General features: G+C 70.4%; 21 protein-coding genes. 10 read left to right on the top strand and 11 right to left on the bottom strand.

What is annotated here, in order from left to right:
• Nucleotides 1–53 precede the first annotated feature (53 nt).
• From OHB00_RS18695 to OHB00_RS18675, 5 genes are all read left to right on the top strand, one after another.
• Nucleotides 54–839 carry a DUF317 domain-containing protein gene (locus tag OHB00_RS18695; RefSeq protein WP_406436031.1) on the top strand — a complete coding sequence of 262 codons (786 nt, stop codon included), beginning with the start codon at nt 54–56 and terminating at the stop codon, nt 837–839.
• Between the two features lie 36 nt (nt 840–875).
• The gene (locus OHB00_RS18690; RefSeq protein ID WP_406436030.1) at nt 876–1859 is read left to right on the top strand and encodes a SpaA isopeptide-forming pilin-related protein; all 984 of its coding nucleotides are present in this window, start codon (nt 876–878) and stop codon (nt 1857–1859) included.
• A 285-nt stretch (nt 1860–2144) separates the two neighbouring features.
• Entirely contained in the window at nt 2145–2561 is a 417-nt protein-coding gene (locus OHB00_RS18685; RefSeq protein ID WP_307839306.1) for a GFA family protein, read from the top strand.
• Nucleotides 2562–2854: 293 nt separating this feature from the next.
• Nucleotides 2855–3385, top strand: coding sequence for a hypothetical protein (locus tag OHB00_RS18680; protein ID WP_406436029.1), 531 nt, complete (start codon nt 2855–2857; stop codon nt 3383–3385).
• Complete coding sequence (locus OHB00_RS18675; RefSeq protein ID WP_406436028.1) at nt 3382–4113, top strand: hypothetical protein; 732 nt, start codon at nt 3382–3384, stop codon at nt 4111–4113. The genes OHB00_RS18680 and OHB00_RS18675 overlap by 4 nt, the downstream gene beginning before the upstream one ends.
• A gap of 42 nt (nt 4114–4155) precedes the next feature.
• On the opposite strand, the gene OHB00_RS18670 is transcribed toward OHB00_RS18675, so the two are convergent.
• Nucleotides 4156–5679, bottom strand: a complete 1524-nt coding sequence (locus OHB00_RS18670) for a gamma-glutamyltransferase (RefSeq protein WP_406436027.1) — start codon at nt 5677–5679, stop codon at nt 4156–4158.
• 151 nt (nt 5680–5830) lie between these two features.
• Complete coding sequence (locus OHB00_RS18665) at nt 5831–7144, bottom strand: hypothetical protein (protein WP_406436026.1); 1314 nt, start codon at nt 7142–7144, stop codon at nt 5831–5833.
• 272 nt (nt 7145–7416) lie between these two features.
• On the opposite strand from OHB00_RS18665, the gene OHB00_RS18660 reads away from it, so the two are divergent.
• From OHB00_RS18660 to OHB00_RS18640, 5 genes are all read left to right on the top strand, one after another.
• The gene (locus OHB00_RS18660) at nt 7417–8244 is read left to right on the top strand and encodes an SDR family oxidoreductase (RefSeq protein WP_406436025.1); all 828 of its coding nucleotides are present in this window, start codon (nt 7417–7419) and stop codon (nt 8242–8244) included.
• Between the two features lie 258 nt (nt 8245–8502).
• Nucleotides 8503–8874: a DUF317 domain-containing protein gene (locus OHB00_RS18655; protein ID WP_406436024.1), complete on the top strand. Its 372-nt coding sequence runs from the start codon at nt 8503–8505 to the stop codon at nt 8872–8874.
• 81 nt (nt 8875–8955) lie between these two features.
• Entirely contained in the window at nt 8956–9246 is a 291-nt protein-coding gene (locus OHB00_RS18650) for a hypothetical protein (protein ID WP_057608360.1), read from the top strand.
• A 15-nt stretch (nt 9247–9261) separates the two neighbouring features.
• Nucleotides 9262–10080, top strand: coding sequence for a DUF317 domain-containing protein (locus tag OHB00_RS18645; RefSeq protein ID WP_406436023.1), 819 nt, complete (start codon nt 9262–9264; stop codon nt 10078–10080).
• A gap of 281 nt (nt 10081–10361) precedes the next feature.
• Nucleotides 10362–10766 carry a hypothetical protein gene (locus OHB00_RS18640; protein WP_406436022.1) on the top strand — a complete coding sequence of 135 codons (405 nt, stop codon included), beginning with the start codon at nt 10362–10364 and terminating at the stop codon, nt 10764–10766.
• Between the two features lie 97 nt (nt 10767–10863).
• Here the strand turns inward: OHB00_RS18640 and OHB00_RS18635 are convergent, their stop codons facing one another.
• The 9 genes from OHB00_RS18635 to OHB00_RS18595 form a co-directional block, all read right to left on the bottom strand.
• Nucleotides 10864–11556 carry a hypothetical protein gene (locus OHB00_RS18635; protein WP_406436021.1) on the bottom strand — a complete coding sequence of 231 codons (693 nt, stop codon included), beginning with the start codon at nt 11554–11556 and terminating at the stop codon, nt 10864–10866.
• A 79-nt stretch (nt 11557–11635) separates the two neighbouring features.
• Nucleotides 11636–12079, bottom strand: a complete 444-nt coding sequence (locus OHB00_RS18630) for a hypothetical protein (RefSeq protein ID WP_406436020.1) — start codon at nt 12077–12079, stop codon at nt 11636–11638.
• 399 nt (nt 12080–12478) lie between these two features.
• Nucleotides 12479–14221, bottom strand: a complete 1743-nt coding sequence (locus tag OHB00_RS18625; protein WP_406436019.1) for a relaxase/mobilization nuclease domain-containing protein — start codon at nt 14219–14221, stop codon at nt 12479–12481.
• Nucleotides 14218–14844 carry a plasmid mobilization protein gene (locus OHB00_RS18620; RefSeq protein WP_406436018.1) on the bottom strand — a complete coding sequence of 209 codons (627 nt, stop codon included), beginning with the start codon at nt 14842–14844 and terminating at the stop codon, nt 14218–14220. Before OHB00_RS18620 ends, OHB00_RS18625 begins: the two co-directional genes overlap by 4 nt.
• Nucleotides 14845–15163: 319 nt before the next feature.
• Nucleotides 15164–15355, bottom strand: coding sequence for a hypothetical protein (locus OHB00_RS18615; protein WP_406436017.1), 192 nt, complete (start codon nt 15353–15355; stop codon nt 15164–15166).
• Nucleotides 15352–17217 carry a hypothetical protein gene (locus OHB00_RS18610; protein WP_406436016.1) on the bottom strand — a complete coding sequence of 622 codons (1866 nt, stop codon included), beginning with the start codon at nt 17215–17217 and terminating at the stop codon, nt 15352–15354. The genes OHB00_RS18615 and OHB00_RS18610 overlap by 4 nt, the downstream gene beginning before the upstream one ends.
• Nucleotides 17214–17855, bottom strand: a complete 642-nt coding sequence (locus tag OHB00_RS18605) for a WhiB family transcriptional regulator (protein WP_406436015.1) — start codon at nt 17853–17855, stop codon at nt 17214–17216. The genes OHB00_RS18610 and OHB00_RS18605 overlap by 4 nt, the downstream gene beginning before the upstream one ends.
• A 163-nt stretch (nt 17856–18018) precedes the next feature.
• Nucleotides 18019–18735, bottom strand: coding sequence for a hypothetical protein (locus tag OHB00_RS18600; RefSeq protein ID WP_406436014.1), 717 nt, complete (start codon nt 18733–18735; stop codon nt 18019–18021).
• A gap of 2 nt (nt 18736–18737) precedes the next feature.
• The gene (locus OHB00_RS18595; RefSeq protein WP_406436013.1) at nt 18738–19613 is read right to left on the bottom strand and encodes a helix-turn-helix domain-containing protein; all 876 of its coding nucleotides are present in this window, start codon (nt 19611–19613) and stop codon (nt 18738–18740) included.
• Nucleotides 19614–20507: the final 894 nt, after the last annotated feature.

Genomic DNA, 20507 nt, shown 5'->3' with positions numbered 1-20507 from the left:
CCCCACCGCCAGCCCCCGCGTTCCGCACTCTTCCAGCAGGAGCCCTGCCCGTGATGAGCCACCCCTTTGAAAACCTCGACCCCGCCCAGACCGTGCAGGTCCTTCCCCGCCACCTCGCCGGGCCCGGCGCCGTCGACCCGCGTACCGCATGGGCCTTCCCCTACGACGAGGGCTGGCCGTTCGCCCAGACCGACGACGGCACGGCCGCCGCGTTCAGCCCGTGCCTGCGACTGCAGACCACGTACGAACCCAGGCCCGACCAGCGCGGCCAGGGTACGTGGACCGTCAGCGCGCGCCGGGCCCCGTTCACGCCGCCGGCCTGGCGGATCACCTTCGACGCCGCCACCCCCGTCGAGTTGCTGCATGACGTCCACACGGAGCTGCTCGACCTCTACCTCGAAGACCGGTACAGCGACCACGACCGGCTGTTGAAGGACGAGACGGCACCGCACGAGGCGTACGTGCCGCTGCTCACCCGCGGGTGGAGCCACGACGTCAAGACCGACGGCACACAGACGTTCCTCACCCCGGAGGGACTCGGCGGCCTACGCCACCGCTACGCCATCAACGGCTCCAGCGGGCCGGCCTGGCGGGCCTGGGGCGGATACCCCAGCGAGCCGCACTGGACGGCACGCTTCTCGTTCGGCACGCCCACCACGCTCGTCGCGGCCTTCACCGCCTCGCTGATCTCCACCGAGCCACTGCACCGCACCGTCCAGGACGTCCCCGTCCACACCCGCCGCGCCCTCTACATCGCCACCACGACACCCAAGCAGCCTCACGGCAGCACACCTGTCGCCCCGCCACCTCCCGCCCCAGTTGCTGGGCGAACCCGCTGACCTTCCCCACCCTCTGATCCAAGGAGTCCTCCCCTCGTGCACGCACGCTTTGTCCGATCCGCCGCCGTCGCCGTCGCGGTGACCGGCACCCTCAGCTGGGCGCCGGCCGCGAGCGCCCAGCCCTCCGAACCGACCCCCTCGGCGTCCGCCGAGACACCGGCCCCGGACGCGGGCAGCGTCGAGATCACCGCCAAGGACCCGGCCGGGGACGCGCTCCCCAGCGCCGCGTTCCTTCTGCTCGACTCCGCCGGCCAAGAAGCCGGACGCGGCAAGACCGACGCACAGGGGAAGCTGACCTTCTCCGACCTCGCGCCGGGCGTCTACCGCCTCAAAGAAATCTCCAGCGGCAGCAGCCTTCACGACACCGCCGATGACCAGGACGTCATCGTCACCCCGGGCAACGCCACCCGGCTCACGATCGTCGACCCGTTCAAGGCCGCCTCGGTCCTGCTGAAGGGCAAGGACGACAAGACCGGCAAGCTGCTGGCCGGATCCACGGTCAACATCGGCAGCGGCGACAAGACCATCCTGACGCTGACCACCGGCGCCGACGGAACGGCCAGCGGCAAGCTGCCCATCAACTCCCGTACCGGCACGGACTTCTGGGTCAAGCAGGTGAAGGCACCTGCCGGCTACAACATCTACAAGCCCTCGAAGGCGTTCAAGGCCAAGCCGGGCGATCCCGTGACCGTGACCGTCACCAACGCCAAGACCGCCACCACCCCGCCGCCCGCGGAGAAGGCGACAGACAAGCCCAGCGAGAAGCCGAGCGACAAGTCCTCCCCGGACAAGCCCGGCAGGGACGAGGACACCCCGGCGCCGTCTGCCTCGGGTACTCCGACCTCCAACGAGACCGCCTCGCCGGCTCCCTCCGGCTCGCTCGCGCACACCGGCGCCGACGCCACCCCGTGGCTGATCGGCGGCGCCGGAGTCCTGATCGCCGCTGGCGGAGGCACTCTCTTCGCGGCCCGTCGCCGACGCACGGACAACTCCACCGACGACGGCTCCTCCGCGAGCTGACCCACCCACGGCCCTCCGCAAAGCCCCTGGAATGCACCCACTGATTCCGGGGGCTTTGGCATAGGCGCGGGTCCGATGCGAACGGAGGCGGGGCGCCACCCGCCGCACACGCGTGACCCTTGCGTAGAGCGACGCCCAACCGTGAAGGCCCGTATGGATATTCGCCTTCAAGAGTGGACTCGCCACCGCGTGGGGGTCGGCCGGTGTCGAACGCCAGCGCGATGTCGCCTGGGTGCGGCACACTGCCGCCGGTATCAGCTTTCCCGTACCAAAGGAGCCGTTCCTGTGGCCGAGCGAATCGTCGTCCCCGACCTGTGGACTGGGCGTTGCCAGTGTGGCGATCACGCGTACGAGGCGTCCGGCATCCCGGACGACCCGCACTTGTGCTCGTGCGAGCACTGCACGCGCCTGTCCGGTTCTCCCGCGATGGCCTGGGTCGGTTTCCACAGGGACGCCCTGAAGTGGACGGGCCCGGCAGGGGAGCCGGCATACTTCTCCACCTGGCCGACTCTTCACCGAGGATCCTGCCAGCGCTGCCACACCCAGCTCACCTCTGTCGCGGACGGCTCGGACATGATCATGGTGACGATCTTCAGCCTCACCCGGAGCGCCGAACTGGCCCCGGTCGGACACAGCTACCGCGAGGCGGCGGCGCCCTGGATGACCATCACGCTCGCGCCCGACCCGCGACCCGGCACGTGACGGTCGGCAGCTAGCCTCCACGCTTGACTCACGCGCTCATGGGATTGGCGGATCTGATAACCGACCCCCACGACTGTGACCACCACTCATGCCGACATACCGCCGTGCTGTTGTTCGAGCCCCGCGCGGCCTCGATGACGGCCGCCGCTTCTCCGCGTGCGATGGTCACGCGGGGCTGTCGCCCGGAGCGTGGCTTTCGCGTCGGCCGCAGGCGGAAAGGTCGTCGGAGAGCGGCTTTCCCTGCTCCCCGCCCTACTGTGGAAGGGCAACGATCTCTCCTGGGAGCACAACGAGTGACAGCGTCAATGGAGCGGCTCTGCGACTGGGTCGTCAATAAGGACAAGGTCTGGGTGCACGGCGACCGGATCACCGACGGCCACGTCGCTCTCGACATGCGCCTCACCCCAGGGCTCGACCCTGGTGAGGTCGGCCGGGACGGGCAGTGGGTCCTCCGCAAAGCGCAGCCCTCGCGCTGGGTGGCTGAGCAGCACCCCGACCTCTCAGACGTCATTCCGGACCCGGCCGACGGCGCGGACTGGAGCGAGGTCGCCTGGTCGGCCTGGGTGACCCGCGGCCTGCGTATCGGCGCGCTACAGGGCGCCGCGGTGGCAGTGGACCACGGATGGCTCTCTCGCCTCCAACCCGGCTACCGGATCGAGGGGGCTCCCGGACACGCGTTCCTGCGGATCGTGACCAAGAACCCCGAGCCGTCGCTGCTGTCGGGCGGTGCCGCGCACCGAACGGTGATCGGTGTCGTTATGCCCACGCCCATCGAGGGTTCGGGCGCTGTCCTTGACGCCATCGTGCAGGACCTCGCCGGGTGAGCAAGCGGCCTCAGCTTCCAGGTGACCCCTCCGACCTGTACCTGCGCATCTCCTACGACGACGAACTCTGGGACACCCCGCAGGCCGACACGCTGGAGCGATGGAGCGTGTCCGTCCTCCACCGTCGGCGTGTGCACGACGGAGGCCAGGGGCCGGCGGCCACGGGCAACTGCGTCACCGGGGAGTGCCCCGCGCGCACGGTCGAGGACGCCACCGTGGGGTCGATGACGTTCTACCGGGTCCACCTCGACCGCGGCCGGAATGCGTTCCGGGCGATGGAAGAGGAATCCGAGGAGCTGTACGAAACCGCCCAGGTGCTCCTCGATCCCGAGACGGGCTTCTTCACCAGCGAGGTCAGCGAGCTGCTGGAGTACGTCGGCTCCGCGCTGCTCGTCATGGACCGGGTGACGCTGGATCCCCCGTGGCGTGGGCACGGACTGGCGGCCGTACTCGGTTGCGAGGTGATCCACCGGCTCATGGCCGGCTGCCGGGCCATCGCCTGCTCACCTGGCATCACCGACCTCAGCAGCCGGCGTCTGACAGACCAGGCCGAGTGGGACCGCGTGAAAACCAAGATCGCCCAGGGATGGCAGAGCCTCGGATTCCGCCCCTTCCGCGACAACGTCTATCTCCTCTCGCCCGCCTCACAGGACCTGGAGGAACAGCGCGGCGCCCTTCGAGGGCGGCTCGCGGAACTCGGTGCCTCCTGGCGGAAGGGCACATCTTGACCGGCCTCGCCACCACGAGAGGCGGGCACGCCAGGGGTCGGGCTAGGCGCGGGCGGGGGGCAGGTCGTAGCGGCTGACGGCCAGGTATGTCTCCGGTGTCGCCGATTCGAGGAGACCCACGTTTCCCTCCAGGTCGAGTTCTGGCTCCCGAGGACGGCGTAGAAGGTCACTCCAGTTGCTTGCCGCACCCTGCTCATAGGCGTCGCGGAGTAGATAACGCAGCCGTGGGCGGGCTTCCTCCTGCTGTTCGCGGAAGATGCGCCGCTGGGTGAGCCCCTGTACTTCCTGGGCCTCGTCGCTGAGTTCCAGGTGGGCGGCCGGCTGGTCCTCGGCGCGCAGCCCTGGGGTGCGCCGGGCGATGGCGAGGTCCTCCTCGTGGAGGCGCTCGCAGGCGGCGAACAACTTCCGAGACATGCCGAGGTGGACCTCAGTTCCGGGGATGCGGCAGCTCAGGAAGTCGTCGAGGCCCATTGAGCGGATACCGGCGCGCAGGATGTGCTCCTCCGCACCGGTCACTGCTCGGCGGGCGTCGGCCCGCATGGCGAAAGTGAGGCCATCGCCTTCCAGGGGCGTGGTCAGCCCGGAGCGCCGGTGACGGGAAGCGCGGTCGGCGGGAACCGGCACGGTACGCAACTGTGAGGCGGGAGCCGAGCGCAGCGCCAGGTAGGCGAGCATCTGCGCGCGGGCCGCGCCGATGAGCGCGTCGTCGCTGTCGCCGAGCTGGTCTTCCAGGTTGCCGGGGCCCGCCGCGTCGTCGGCGGTGTCGGACCCGTCGGGGGCGAGCGGCGGCTGGCCGGGGTGCAGGTCGTGGTCGATGGTCAGGAAGAGGTCGTCACCGGGCCGTACGGACGCCCCGACCAGGACGGTGCGGTGCGCGTACGCGCCGAGGACTTTGCTGCCGGCCGCCAACTGCGCCCACCCCTTGCGAAGTGTGCCGACACCGACATCGCCACCCTTGGCCTCGATCAGCCAGTACAGCTCCTCTGCCTCGTGGTGCCCCCACAGGTCGGGCAGCTTCTTCTTCGGATCTTTGAAAGTCTTGTGCAGAGCCGGGACGGGGCCGCCGAGTTCGAGGTGTTCGGTCTGGCCGAGGCCGAGCAGCGAGCGGCAGGCCCACTCCGTCATCGTCATGCCCAGCCGGTAGCCGGCGGCATTCTTCGCGCTGCGCTCGGTCCCGTGGGCGTAGACCGGGTTCCAGGTGAGGCGCCTGCCCTTAGCGCCTGGCACGGGATGTCGGGGCTTCACGGGATGCGCGCCGAGGTAGGCGTACAGCGGGGAGATCCGGGCGAGGAGTTCCCCGTGTGCGTAGCGCGGCTGGTTTTGCAGGTGCGGTGTGACGTCGCGGCCGACTTCGGTGGCGGCCTTGATGATTTCCCGCCATGTGGTGGTCGGCGCGTACCAGCCGTCGGCCGCCGGGAATCCGCCCGATCCGGCCCACGCCTTGTGCTTGGCCGTCCGCCACTGCCTCCGGGGCTTGTCTGCAGGTCCGTTGCGAAACAGGACCGGTATGTCGAAGCTGTCGGCGTAGGTCAGCGGCGGCTCGTCAGGGACGTGTGCGGGGATCATACGGATCACTCTGGCACGGCTCAGGATCCTTCCTGCCGCGGGGCGGCGGGCCGCCGATCTGCTTGACTCCCGTCGGCATGGCGCATTCACGGCCATGCCGAAGGCGACCGGCGTTGTTGGCCTGTCCACACGCCTGCCCGCGTTGCACTGCTCACGGTCGGTCGGGCCAGAAGGTCGACAAGGGGAGCCGGACGGAGGGCAGCTGAACCGCCTGGATTGGTCCGAGAGCGGCTGCAGCAGCGCGAAGAGCTTGGTCGTATGAGCCGGAGCCAAGGACTTCAGCAGAACAGGCAGGACAGTTACCGGGGCGGCGGGCATGACCGGCGCTGCGATCTCCGGAGCCTCGGACGTGCGCGAAGGCGTCGTCGGGAAAGTCGGCTCGCACGGCATGCCAGACTCCGAGGCGCTCGTCGTCGGGTAGCCCGGCCGCTACGGCAGGGCGCATCGGCGGCAGCAGGCGACCGTGATCCTGGACAAGAAACACCCGGTCGGTGAAGTCGACGCTGTCCCCCTCAGGACGCTCCTGCTCCAGCCACGCCTGCGCCTCCTCGCGGGTGCCCGGCCCCCACAGATAATCTGTCGGGAACTGCGTGGTCTCGTAGCGGGTGTCGAACTCTGCCCAGTGAGTATCGTCCCAGCGACTGCCCGGTACGAAGGGGATGGCGCGCACCACGACGTGTTGGTACTCGTCGTCCTCCTGATCTTCCATGGGGCCGGGGGCGGTGAGAGCGTGGGCGGGCTCCATCCGAGCCCGCCCGGAACCGTTCCAGCTCAGCACAGCGACCTCCCGGCGCAGAGGTGCCGGGTACAGGCGCCCACCGGGAGTGGCTTGCCCCCACAGCTGGTTGATCAGTTCCGCCAGATCCCGCACGGTTCGGGCCGCCACGACGGGGGTGTCGACATGGTGGCCGGAGGGATGGGCAACGTAGTTACGCAGCCTGGCCAGCGCCTCCTCGACCGCGCGGCTGCGCCGCCCGCGGAGCAGACCCGCCGTACGCGCCCACAGGCGGAGCCCGTGCAGCATCCCGTTGAACTCGATGGCCTGGTTGGCGACGACCAGCTTCGCGCGTTGTCGCGTCATCCTGTCTGCGCGCTTCTTGACGTCGTCGTACGACGTGACGGCGTAGGAGACGTCCGGGGCCTGGGGGACGCGGAAGGTGATGGTGCCTGCGCACCATTCCAAGAAGCGGTCCCGCAACGCCTGCTCGTAGATGAGGAGCGCCTGGTCGCCGACGATGGTGTACACGTCGTAGCACAGCACGCCGTAGGCGAAGACGGTGCGCAGCCGCTCGAAGGAGTCGCGTGTTCCGGCCGCGACACCCGCCGCCAGGTCGCAGTCGTCGATCTGACGCTGCTGGAACTCCGCAGAGTCCTCGGGCTTCATTCGGCCGCCGAGCCCGTAGGGATTGAACGCCAGCGACAGATCATCCGCGGCGCGCAACTCCTCAAGCGACCGGATCTCCATGTACTTCTCCTCACGATGGGAAACGGGCCAGCATGCACCTACAGGCCCCCGGTCGGCTACCCCTTTCCTTGGGGTGACTTGGTGAGGTCGACGCGAAATGACTCGGAACGGCAGTTGACCTTGGACAACGAAGCCAGTCGCTCTGTCACCACGGACATGTACGAAGCAGCCCTCTCCGCGGCGCACATCGCGGACGCGCACGCTGCCCTCACCGATGCTTCCGCGCACATTCTCGCCATCACCGGGCCCTGCCCGGTCTAGGGTGTCGCCTCATGACGCTGCTGATCGTGGGTGGGTCCGGGTTCCTGGGCACCGAGCTGGTCCGGCAAGCATTATCGGCGGGGCGCCCGACGGCCGCGACCTACACGACCAGGCCCGGCAGTACTCCGGGGGTTACTTGGCGCCGCCTCGACCTGCGCGATCCAGGGAGCGTGGACGCGGTCGTGGCCGAGGTGAACCCTCGCGTCATCGTCAATGCATCGAGCGGCGGGGCCAACTGGGCAGTCACAGCCGAGGGACCCGTCCGCCTCGCGATCGCCGCGGCGAAGGCCGGAAGCAGAATGATCCAGGTCTCCACCGACGCCGTCTTCTCCGGCAAGAGTCACGTTCCCTACGACGAACACTGCAGGCCCGACCCCATCACCCCGTACGGAGCGGCGAAGGCCGCCGCGGAAACGGTGCTTCTGCTCCATCCGGACGCAGCCGTGGCCCGCACCTCGCTGATCATCGGCGACGGACAGTCCGAGCACGAACGCACCGTCCACGAACTGGCCACCGGCACCCGCGAAGGCGTCCTCTTCACAGATGACTTCCGATGCCCGGTCCACGCGAGTGATCTGGCCGCAGCGCTCCTCGAACTCGCGTCGGGCGACACGACCGGCGTCCACCACCTCGGCGGGAACCAGGCTCTCAGCCGGCACGAACTGGGCGTGCTCATCGCCCGACGCGACGGACTCGACGCATCGCGACTGGCCACCGGCTTGCGGGCCGACAGCACCCTTCCCGGGCCCCTCGAAATCCGCCTCGACAGCCGCTCGACGCAGCGCAAGCTGCGCACCACGCTGCGGGGCGCGCACCAGTTCCTCGTCCCCACAACCTGAGAGGCCGATGGCATGCCGTCGGCCCTCCTTCGCTTCGTGGTTCTGGGCACGCCGGATGCGGCACGACTCGGTTCGATAGCAGCGACTGGAGTTAATCGCCGCAAGTCAGCGCGGGGCGGACGACTGGATTCGCTGTCCAAGGACAGCAGTTCGCCGGGGGCAGACAGGAAAGATCGCGGAAAGACTGGCCAACGCGCGTGAGGGCATGTCAACCTAGACGACCTTGCAAGAAACCCCAGGTCAGAGAGGTGAATGCCCGTGACCGTAGCGCCCGTGGGCTCCGGTTTCGCTACCACCGTTGAAGCCCTGCGGCTGCGTGAGTGGCAGCTCGGACCCGGCCAGCCCACGCTGGTGATGGACCAGTTCTCCGCAGAGGACTTCCACCTGATTGTGGACGACCGTGCGGACGTGCACGTCAGCTCGAAGGACGGCCGGTTCTACCTCGGTTGGTTCCCGCTCGGCCGTCCCGGTACGGACGGTGAGGGATGGAAGATCGCTGTGTCCGGCACGGTCAAGGTGCGTGGTTACCACCTGTCGTTCGACATCGAGACGCCGGCCGACATCGTCGCCGCCGCCGTGGCGCGTGTGCTGGAGACCTCACGTCGTGTACGACAGCGCGCCCACGAGTAGTTCTCGCCCGGGCGGCCGGTCAGATGTCGGGCCCCGCCCTTTTCACCGCTCACTGTTTCCGCTCACCCCAGGAGGCTGTTCGTGACGACCCCGGAGATGACCGTCGGTGATCTCATCGACCTGCTGTCAGCCTGCGACCGGGATGCTCCGGTCCGCCAGGCCATGAACCCCTTCTTTCCGATGGCGCACCGCCTGGCGCAGGTCGTGCAGTCCGTGGATGAGACCGGCCGGACCGTCGTCTACCTCGCCGAGGGGCGGGACGAGGACGCACAGCTCGGACATCTGCCGCCCGAGGTCGCCATCGCCCTGACCTGGCAGGGCCCAGTCCAGGCACCCCCGCGCCGCCCCCGCCGCCGTGCTGGCGGCAACTAGACCCGCACCGACCCCTTGGAGGCGCCCCTGTACCCCGACTTCCCGCCCGACCCGTCCATTCCGCCCGGCGGCCAGCCCGCGTTCTGGGTCGGCCCCCGGCATCTGGCCGGTGACGACGGGTGCCTCTACGACGGTGTTGCCGACACGCTCTCCGGTCTGGGCTGGACGAGCCTGACGATTGTCCGCGGACGTCATGAGCCGGACGAGGAACCCCAGGACCGCCAGGTCCTGCGCAGCACCGTTCTGCACATCAGCTCCGACACCCTCCGATGGGCGCAGTGGAGCCTGGCGGACGAGCCGTTCCACCTGGGAGACCTGCCGATCGCCTGGCAGATCTCCGCCCGCGCGGATACCAGCAGCCCGCTCGCGTCTTGGTCGTGCTACTTCACCACCGACGTCCCAGGCGAGGCTGTGGCCGACTTCCTCGTCGCGCTCGACGCCCGAGACCAGCCCGCCGTGCCGTTCGCCGGACCCGAACTGGTCCTCGACGCCGTAGCCGCACACGGCTGGCTCCGCGACATCGACCAGCCCGACGCGGCAGCGACGGACCCGACGTTCACCTCGCACATCAGCCTCGGCGAGGTACCGCCCCTCATCCAGGACGCCGACCCGCGCACCCTGACGACCGAGGTCGACGAGCCAGGACCAGTCGGATGGCAGGCATGGGCCGAGCCCGCGCTCGGCGCCCCCTGTCTGTGGGCGGCATCCTTTGGGGCCAGCGCCCCGCACGACCTCGTGGCAGCTTTTGCCACTTCCCTCAGCTCGACCGCACCGGTCCTGCGCCGGGTGCTGCCCGAGGCCACCCGGGAGCGACTGCTGCGGGCGCCGGCCTAGCCATCGACGGCGCACCTCAGCCAGACGGAAGAAACCCGGTCCCCGAACAGGGGCCGGGTTTCTGGTATTTCCCTCCGGGGTTCGGGCGAGCCATCGAGTCGGAGGACGCGGACCGGGGCGACGAGTACAGGGTGTCGGGCCTGCTCGGCACCGGTGATCGTCTCCGGCCCCAAGGCGGGGAAGTCCGGTGAAGCGGGGGTCTGCTCGGTGTATCGAAGCGGATCGGGTGATGTCGGTTGATTGCCTGACAGATAGCGGCTGGGTCCGATAGATGTGTGCACATGGACGACTCCACGCCTGGTGAACACACTCCCGCAGACGGCGAGCCCGCGCCCTCTGACGAGAAGTCGAAGAGCTGGTACGCGAAGCACAAGCCGAAGATCCGCGTCATCGGCGGCGTGACTCTGAGCGTAAGTCTGGCCGTGGTCGCTTACCTCGCAAGGCAGGGCTCCACACGGCATGAGGTCGAGGACATCGCGGATTACGAACCGGCCTCCGACGATGAAGCTACGGAGCAGCCTCGCCAGTCCTCGCCTGCCCCTGACCGCGACCCCTTCCTCCGAAGGCTCCCTCCCGGTCAGCACGCCAGCGAAGAGGCCAAGGCGAGGTATAGGGAGTTGACGGGGAACGAGCTTCCTGACGGTTACACCGTGGTTCGCCGCTGGATGTACGGAACCGCAGCCTGACCACCGCACTGATGGTGTCCGTCAAAGCGGAACAAGCTCAGCACAGCACTGCTGCCCCCGACCGTCCTGGTCGGGGGCAGCAGTGTGTCGGGGCCGGTCAGCTGGCTGCCGTGGCCTTGGTGAGGGCCTTGTCGAGGTGGCGGTCGACGAGGGCCGGGGAGCCGGAGACGATCAGCAGCAGGCTGCCGTCGCGGATCGCGGTCTGCTTGACCACGGTGCTCCGTCCGTCGGCGGAGAACGTCAGGAGCTGGCTCCACTGCTCGTCACCGAGGCCGTGGGGCGCGGGCAGCTTCTGCGAAGCGATGTCGATCGGGGTGCCGCCCGCGACGACCTGATAGTTCGGGCAGCCGGTCATGGCGTCGAAGATCCGGCCGATGCCGTCGGAGAGCTTGGTCGCGCCGTCGCTGTACAACTCCTCGGAGAACTCCGAGGAGCTGCCGCCGTAGGTGAAGGCCGTCTTCGCTTTGCGGGGGAAGGTGAGCGTGGCGCCGGTGGCCGCGTCGCCGCCCAGTTCGCTCAGGGCCGGGCAGCCGATGACGGTGACGTCGTCGTGCTGGGAGGGGCGCTCCGGCTTGCGCAGGTAGCCGCTGCCGAGGTCGCGCTGGTCGAGCAGGCGCGTCTCCAGCGCGGCCGACGTCAGCGGAGCAGCCTGGGTTGTGTCGGCCGGCGACCCGGTCCGAGCGGAGGCGGCGGTGGCGTGCTGGGCGCCGGTGGTGTCGGTGGAGCAGGCGGACACGGCGAGGAGGGCGGCGGTGATGCCGAGGACGGTGGTGGAGACGCGAACGCGCATGACGGAACTGACCCCTTGGTGCTAGGCGACGGGTGGTCAGTGCGGGCCCGCGGGCCCGGTGGGGTCGTAGGAGTGGAGGTCAGTGCCCGAGGTGGCGCAGGCATTCCTCGAACGTGGCGTGCGTCGCGTCCGCCGGTCCGCGGTTCCGGTTGAACCAGGCGGTGTCGAGGCGGGTTTCCTGCTGCTGGTGGCCGACCCGGCACCGCAGCCAGATCTGGTCGCGGGTGGAGAGGATGAGCCAGTCCCGGTACGCGCCGCACTCGGCGCAGGCGACCATCTCGCCGTCGAGGACGAGCGGCTGCTTCCACGGCATCATGGTGCCGTCGACCTGATCGTGGCTGGGTACCCGCAACTCCGGCGGAAGGAAGTCGTCCACCACCGCGGTCGGCTCGATGTGTTCCGGCTCGGCCGGCGGCACCCCGATCCCGGGCGGGACCTCGTTCTGCAGCCGCGCCGACAGCTCGAAGAACCGGCGCTGTTCCGCGCTGGGCTCCTTGGCCCGGCGGCGTATTCGCTGAAACACCCTGGCGTCCTCCTGTGCCTCGTCCTGCTCGCTTCATGATCGTGCCTTACGCCCCTGGCGGTTTCAATTCACAAAGTCCACAGTCGCCTTCGGGCAGGTCTTCACGCGTTTTCCGCCTCCTGGGGGGCGCGGATGACGAGTGGGCACGGCGCGTGTCTCCGAGCGGATGAGTGATGTCCCCTCGGCGTGCCCGAACACGCCACGTCGGCTTCGACCGCCCAACTTCGCGTCGCCAACTGGCTCGAGTCGCCGCACCTGCGCCCTTGCGTTCCTCCTGAGTGTGCGCAGCGCCCGTGACCCACAATGCGGTGGCGTACGGTCATGCTGGGTCGCGAACGGGGCGGTGGCGGTCCGCCTGCTCCTGGTCGTGCGCTGAGGCTGCACCCCGGCTGGCAGGGCTCACCGGGTCTTGCCCGATGTCTCCTCCCCGCTGCGGCGGCGGCCGGGCGCGGAAGTCTGGGTGGCCGTCCTGCGCGTTGCGGACTGGACCCCAGCGGTGCCGCTCTCGGACAGGGGCGAGGCGTCGGCGGGCAGATCGGCCGTCCGCCGCATCCGCCACACCAGCACGTCGCTCACCGACTCCGCGGTGCCGAGTTCACGACGCCCGACCGCAGCGGACAGAAGAGCGGCGGGATCGTGGCCGGCGGCTTCGGCTTCCGTGATGGTCGCGGCCAGGGCGTACCAGCCGGGTTCGGCGAGGATCCGCTCGGCGAGCCCCGGCAGCGCTTCGCGCAGCAGCACGGTCTGCCGCTGGAGCACCGGCCGGCTCAGACGTCGGCCTCGCTGGTAGAGCACGCCGAGCGGCTGAGCGGCGGCGGCCCGGTAGGCGGTGCGCAGATGCCCGGCCGCCTGGGCGGCGGCTTCGGCCTGCTGGGCATGGCCCTTTCTCGAGTGCCAGTGGGCGGCGGCGGTGATGAGGAAGAACAGCATGTCGATCGCCATCGCGGTGGTGGCACCGTCCTCACCACGGCCGAGGGCGGGCCCTCCGTGGACGAGGTCGCGGGCGGCTTGCCGCAGCGCGCGGTCGTGCCCGCGTACGGCGCGCACGTGGGAGCGGGAGGCCCGCTCGAACGCTGTTGCGGCTTCTCGCAGTTCGCGGCGGGTGTGTGCGGCGGAGGTCTTCGCGAGCGCGTCCAGGACCTCGCCGGCGGCGGCGATGTGGGCGGCGGCGACCGCGTCGTCGCCGTGCTCGACGATGAGCACGGCCTGCCACGCGGCCGATGCCGTCCCGCGGCGGGCGGAGGCCGGGGCGCCGGGCCCCGTACGGACCGTGTCCTCTTGCCGTGGAGTCGGCTCGGCCCCGGTGCCGCCGGACCAGCGCTCCCGGATCCGGGGCAGCGACAGGTCGGGGGCCAGGCGCGCGCCGGGGTAGAACACCGGCTCGCCGTCCTTGTTCAGGTCATCGGGCAGAGCGACCTTGTATCCGAGGAGGTCTCCGGAGGGCGCGGCACGCTTACGGATCAGGAGACCGGCAGCGGCGAGCCGGTCGAAGAACTCCTCGTCACTCCTCGCACCGGACACCGCGCGCCGTACCGTCTCCCGCAGCTCCTCGCGGGCGGTGCGCTCTCGACCCTGGCGCTCGGCCTTGTGCCGTTCGGCGCTGGTGGGCCGCTGGGCGGCGGTGCCGTCACCGGGGGCGACCTGGTGGAGGCCGAGTTCCTTCTCGATGAGGCGGCACTCAGCCTGGGCGCGTTTGCCGGAGCGGAAGTCGTCGGGGCGGCTGCCGTCCTCGCACACCAGGGTGGCGACGATGTGGATGTGGTCGTCGGCGTGGCGTACGGCTGCCCAGCGGCAGCCGGGCTGCCCACCGCCGGGGTCGACGCCGGTGGCGGCCACGATCCGCCGGGCGATCTCACCCCATTCCTCGTCGGACAGGATCCGGTCGTCCGCGGTCGCGCGTACGGAGGTGTGCCATACGTGCTTGGCTGGGCGGGCGTGCTTCGGCAGGGCCATCACGGGCTGGTCCAGGAGCTGCTGGAGGTCCTTGAGGGTGGCGTTCGGGTCACGGCCGGGGTCGGGTGCCATGCCGTCGAAGGAAGCGACGAGATGGGGGTCGGTGTGGTCCTCGTACCTGCCGGTCTCGTAGAGGTATTTGAGGAGACCGAAGGTCTCTGATCCGGTGTTGTTGACGCTGGGGATCACGCGGCACGCTGGTCGATCAGGCGGGCGGACGCGTCGCGGACGCTCTCGGCCGCACGGTGGACGGCGGCGATCGCCGCTTCCAATTGGGGAGTTTCGGCACCGGAGTTCAGGGCCTTCACCGCCTGGTTGAGGTTGCTGCCGGCCCAGCCGAGCTTGCGGCGACTGTCGAACAGGGCGGTGATCACTTCGCGTTCGTCGGCGATCTCGGCGCTCGTGCGGTCGAGGTCACGGGCTGCGGCGAGCGCGGCGCGGGCGAGGAACCCGGCGACGGACAGGTTGCACCGGCTGGCGGCGGACTTGATCAGCGCGAACTCTTCTTCGTTGAAACGAGTGTTGGGCTGATGCAGGCGCTTCGTGGCGCGCGGCTGACGCGGACGCTGACGAGCGCGCACAGCGCGCTCACGGCGGCTGCGGCGCTCGGTCGGCTTCTCCTCCTGTCCCGGCTTCGATCCGCCCCCGGTCGAAGCCTGATGGACCTGCGCCCCCCGGTGCAGGTCCTCCCCGTCCCCTTTGGGGGCGGGGTTGGCGGAAGCTACGCTTCCGCCCCAACTTGCTCGCCCTGAGACCGAGTTGGAGTCGCGAGCAGGTTCCGGGGTGGTGCCGTTTTGGGTGGGGTTCGTCATCGGATTTCGGGCCTTATGGTGCGGGTGCGGTACTGGATGGTTGCGGCCAGCGTGACGAGATCGGCCGGTCCCAGGAGGACGCGGACGGGTCCGTCGGGGTGGTCCTGGACGAGCCACTGGCCGGTCGGCGTGAGGACGGCAGCGTGCAGGAGCCGTCGGCGGACCAGGACGTCCGCCCAAGCGCTGGCCTCGGCGGATTTGGGCTCGGAAGAGCGAGACGGACGCGAATTCACTAGGTGTCTCCCGGAGCGGGGCGGTGGCCCGGCAGGAGCCGGGCCACCCATTGCGGATAGAGGCACTGAGCTGGGGGTTTGCCGGTTCAGCCGCACTCGGGGCAGCGCCCGACGTGGCTGTTGAGCGCCCGGGCCATCCGCTGCTTCGTCGAGGCAGCCTGCTTTGCGCTGGACTTCGCCGCCGGCCTGCCCTCGTGCCGCTTGGAGTGGGCGAGCATGAAGCCGATCTCCCGCTCGTAGTCGGCACGGACGGTGTTGAACTGGTGGCAGGTCCTCATCGGGCGGTGCTCCTTGTCTTTGTGGTGTCGTCGCTCCGCAGTTCCTGGAGGACGAGGCTCAGCCGGTCGTTCCGGCCGCCCTGCAGGCCCTCGCGGCGGAGGATCTCCCGCAGCTGGACCCGGGTGAGGGACTCGTTGCCGTCCCGTTCGAGCAGGGCGGGGACGTGGGGGCGTACCTGCTGGACGAGCTGGTCCATCGACTGCTCCAGGTCGCGTGGCAGGCGCTGTGTCTGCGGGGTGCGGGACCGGCCGCGCTTCCCCTTGTTCTTCGTCCTGGTCTTCGTGAGCGCCTTCCGCCGGAGAGGGGCCTGGTGTCCCCGGTCCCCGGTGGGCTCGGTCCCCGTGTCGGTGTCGGTCGGTCCCCGGTCCCCGGTGGGCTCGGTCCCCGTGTCGGTGTCGGTCGGTCCCCGGTCCCCGGTGGGCTCGGTCCCCGTGTCGGTGTCGGTCGGTCCCCGGTCCCCGGTGGGCTCGGTCCCCGTGTCGGTGTCGGTCGGTCCCCGGTCCCCGGTGGGCTCGGTCCCCGTGTCGGTGTCGGTCGGTCCCCGGTCCCCGGTGGGCTCGGTCCCCGTGTCGGTGTCGGTCGGTCCCCGGTCCCCGGTGGGCTCGGTCCCCGTGTCGGTGTCGGTCGGTCCCCGGTCCCCGGTGGGCTCGGTCCCCGACTCGGCGGCGTTCGGTCCCCGACTCGAATCAGGGCCCTGAGCAGGTACTTCTCGCGTCAGGCGCTCGGTCCCCATGCTTCGGAGGTCGCTCTCCGAGGCTTCCGGGTTGGCGGGACCGGCCCCCGGGACCGCGCTTGTTTCTGGGGCCTCGGTCCCCACGCCGGTCCCCGCGTTCTCGCCTTCGGTCCCCGCGCCTGCCGATGCCTTCGAGTCCGCGATTTCGGGGACCGGTCCCCTCGGGGCACTCGGTCCCGGGCCCTCGTCCGACTCGGCGGGACCGTGGGGTCCGGTTACGGGGACCGGCACCTTGGAGGCCGACTGCGAGGGGACCGTTGCTGCCGTTGCGGTGCTCTGCACCTGGGACCAGGGGGAGGGCAGCGGGACCGTAGCGAGCGCGAGTGCGTGCCGGCGGGCGGCGAGCTGGTCGAGCAGGTTCGCGCGCTGGAGGGGGTCGGTGCCGACCGAGGCCCTGCCGACCGCCTTCGACAGGCGCCGCGTTAGCCGCCGGCCGCGCCAGCTCCGCTGCTGTTCGGGTGTGCGCTCGGCAAGGCGGGCGGCGAGGGCGACCGCGCGTGCAGTGGCCCGGTCCCGGGTGATCTGCGCGGCGTCGCGGTCTCGCGCGGCGATGCCTAGGCGGGACAGGAGCCGCTCGCGCGCCTCTCGGCCCAGAACGGCGATCAGTCCGTGTGAGGCGGCGCCCGGGGTGCGCAGGCGCAGCTCGATCCCCATCGCGAGGTGCCACAGCATCGCTGCCATGACCGGTCCGACGAAGGCTCGGACCGTGCCGCCGATGGGGCCGCTCTCGGCGTAGGCGGGGATCACCTGCACTCCGGTGATCACCCAGACCAGGGTGCCCGGCAGTCCGGGCGCGCCCTGGACGGCGAGGTTCTGGCGTGCCATCAGCGCAGTCGCGAACAGAGCGAGTTCGGCGGCGGCGAACATTCCGGCTCGCTCGGCGGTGCCGGCCATGTCGAGGAAGTCGGCGGCGAAGCGCCAGCTCGTGTCGGCGCTGTAGGCGGTGCAGCCGAGGGCGGCAAGAGCAGCGACCTTGACCGCCGGACCGCCGAGACGTTTCTGCGGGCGCGGACCTCGGCGCCGGATTGTCCAGGCGACCAGCACCAGCAGGGGGGCGGCGGGCACGACGGCGGCGAGGAGGAGAGGGAGGTCCGGAGCGGCGCTGAGGGACAGGACGGGGTGGGTCATGCGGCCTTTCCGAGAGAGGCGGACGCCGGAGTCGACGCTGCCGGGCGGGCTACTGGCTGCTGTGTGCCGGGTGCAGCGGGCGCGGGACTGCCTGCTGCCGCGGTGGTCTTCTTCCGCTTCTTCTTGGGGCGGGGAACGCCGTAGGTGCGGTCGCGGTCGAAGACCTTGTTGGCGGCCTGCCGCAGCAGGTCGCGGGCGTGCTTGTGGCTGATCTGCAGGGCGGAGGCGAGCCGGCCGGGCCGCCAGCCGCGCACGTAGGCGTGGTCGATGACGACCTGCCGCTCGGCCTCAGTCAGATGCACGTCGCGCCCCTGGAAGAAGGCCGTTACGCGCCGGTAGTCGAGACGCTGGGGCAGTCCCTCGTGCAAGGGGCGCCGCTCGGCTTCGGTGAGGCCGCCCCAGATGCCCTCCTTGAGGACGTTCTCCAGGGCGAAGTCGAGGCAGTCGCGGCGCACCGGGCACCAGCCGCACAGCTCCTTCGCCTCAGCGATCTCTTCGTGATCCCGGGGGCCGGGGAAGAACACCGCGTCGGCGTCCTCGACGTCCATGCCGTGGCACGCTCCGCGGGTGTGCCAGCTGGTGTCTCCAATGCCGCGCAGGCCGGTGGCCGGCGCGTCGTGGGTGGTGATGTGGCGCAAGGCGATCTCCGATGTGCTGCCGCGTCTGCTGGCCGGGTCGTGTGCTCGGCGGGTGCGGCGTCGGGTGCCAGCTGCGGGCACATGGGCGTGCGCCGCGGCCGGGGCGGGACGGTGAAGTTGGGAGGCGGTGCATCGGACGGAATGCACGGGCCGCATGCGCCGGTCAGGCCATGGCGGGCTGCTGAGCCTGATCGTTCTGCTGGGCCTGCTGGGCGGCGGCGAGGTCGAGGCGGCCGGGATGCGGGGTGGCACGCGGGGCAGTGGTACGTACCCCGTCGTCCGGGCCGATCCGGCGGCGACGGCACGGCTCGCCGGGCTGGGCCAGGCACCACTCGCAGCGCACGCTCAGGGCGTCGGGCATCCCCTGCGCGACGGCTGCTTCGCGTGCTGCCCGCGCGGGCCGGTAGGGCGCGAGGGCGGCTCGGGCCGCGGGCGGGATGCAGGAGCCGATCTCCCGCAGCCGCGCCTCCAGCTTCGGGTCGATCCCGTCGCGACCGCTGGTGATCGCCCGGGCCTGCGAGGGCTGCGCGGTGCCGGCGGCGACCGCGCGGCGGGTGCCAACCAGCTCAGCGGTCCAGGCGGCCTGGTCGTCCGGGTCGACGGACGGCGTGGGATCGGAGTGCCGCGCCAGTCGGTCGCGCCGGTAGCTCTCCCAGGGCCGGGCCACGTCCGAGGGCAGGATCTGGTACGGCGAGTTACGGATGTGCTGGCGGGCGGCGACGCGGACGTCCCACCCGTGGGGGGTAGCCATCGGCACATCTCCGAGAAGCTCGTGCCACTGGGCGAGCTGGTCGCGGGCCTCGCCCTGGTCGGTGCGGATGGTGCGGGGGTCGAGTCGGCCGATGTAGGCCAGCAGGGCGGCGATTTCGCGGCGGTCCACGGTCAGCCCTCCGTTCCGGTCGGCTCGTCCAGGGCAGCGAGAAGGGCAGCGGTGTGGGCCTCGGCCCGCGTCATGCCGCCCGGCACGGAGAGGCCCTTGCCGGGCACGGCGTAGAGGGTCGGGCGACCCGGGGCGTGCTCTCGGGCGATCCAGGAGCGCCAGTCGGCCGCCCAGGCATCCGCTGGCCTCGGCTTGAAGGTGGCCCGGTGGGCACGCCACTTCGCGTCGGCTGCCTGCAGGCCCTGCTCGCCGAGGCGGTCGAGGTGTCCCTGCTGGCGGGCCCAGGCGTGGGTGGCTGGGTCGACCTGCCACTCGGCAGCCGAGAGGACGGCAGCACCACCACTGCTGTACCTACGGTTCAAATCCGGTTCACTACGGTTCTGTGTGCCGGTTTCCGGTACATCGCTGTGCCGGTTTCCGGTACGTCGAGGTGCCGGTTTCCGTCGGGACCTGCCGGTTTCTGGTACTGCCGGTTTCCGGGCCCTCGCGGGGGATTCCGGCACCTCACGGGGGCGGATTCCGCACCGTCGCAGGGCCGAGATCCGGAGCGTCGGGGTGGCCTCGGGCGCCTGGTCGGGTTCCTCGTCCTCCGCGGTCTCTGCCACGGCCTTGGCGGCGAGGGGGAGGCGATAGACGGTGCTGCGCTGCGGGCCGGTGAAGTCGTCGAGCTGCTCCAGCTCCCCGGCGCGGACCAGGCGGTCGATGGCTTCGCGCACGGTGGAGACGGAGGCGCGTGTGCGCTTGGCCAGGCTCGACAGCGAGGCCCAGGAGACGCACTGCTCGTCGGCCACCCGGTCAGCGATCGACAGCAGGACCAGACGCGCGGTTCCCCTGCTGGAGCTGTGCTCCCACACCCACTCGCGGGCTTCGCTGCTCATCGGCCGCTCCCGACGAGCAGGCGGGGCGGGCGGCCCGCCGAGGCAGGGATGGTGTGCTCCGGCTCGGGGCACTGAGGCGCCGAGGCGGAGGTGGCTGCCGCGCAGGCCAGGCAGAAGGGCCTTTTGCGCAGGGCAGGAGGCATGCGATACTCCTCGTTGCAGTGTTGCCACGCTGACGCGCCCCTAGGAAGGACTCAGCGTGGTGATGGTGGGCAACCTCCGCCCTTGCCGGGGCGGACATGCCATTTAGCGTTCGGCGTCCGGGAGTTCCCGCTCTCGGACGCCGTCGCTGTATGCGGACCTACCGGGCGATGGCTGCTGCGCTCCTTGCGTCCGTGGTGCCGGGCAGTCTGCCCGGGGACGACGAACATACGCACGGACCCGTGTCAAGATCCAGAGTTGGTTCTTAAACTCTGTACTGGTTGCAGAGAGTGACGGGTGGAGCCCCCTTTTGTGCTTGCCCGGAAGCGTCGACTCGTGCCCTGTCCACCTGAGAGTTGCCGCTCTCGGCCGGGTGGCATCTTGTTCTGCTCTCGGACACGCCGGCCGCCGGGTGATCGCGGGTGCGCCTGCAATTCGTACGGTGTATAGCTCGCGTGCGCACATTGCCCCCACGCCCTATTTCTCACAATGTGGGGCCATCGGGGAATTGGACTATTCCGTCCCGCTCCGTCGGGTGTTCGGCACCGGACTGGGCGACTGTGAATGTCAGGCAGGACCCCTGCGGATCGGTGAGGGTGGGCCCGCATCCACGGCCCCGTCGCCGGCGGCGGCTGGGTGCCGAATCCGGCGGCGCATTGCGCAGGCGGCGACGGCGGCGCGGCATGCATGGAGGGTCCTTCCTGAGGCTCGCACCGTAGAGAGCCGGAGCCGGCCAGCGGGTGCGATACGGAA

This window comes from Streptomyces sp. NBC_00631 (assembly GCF_045206895.1).
In the GTDB taxonomy this organism is placed as follows: Bacteria; Actinomycetota; Actinomycetes; order Streptomycetales; family Streptomycetaceae; genus Streptomyces.
Note: the sequence above shows the minus strand (reverse complement) of the source record. Positions and strands in the feature narration are given on the sequence as shown.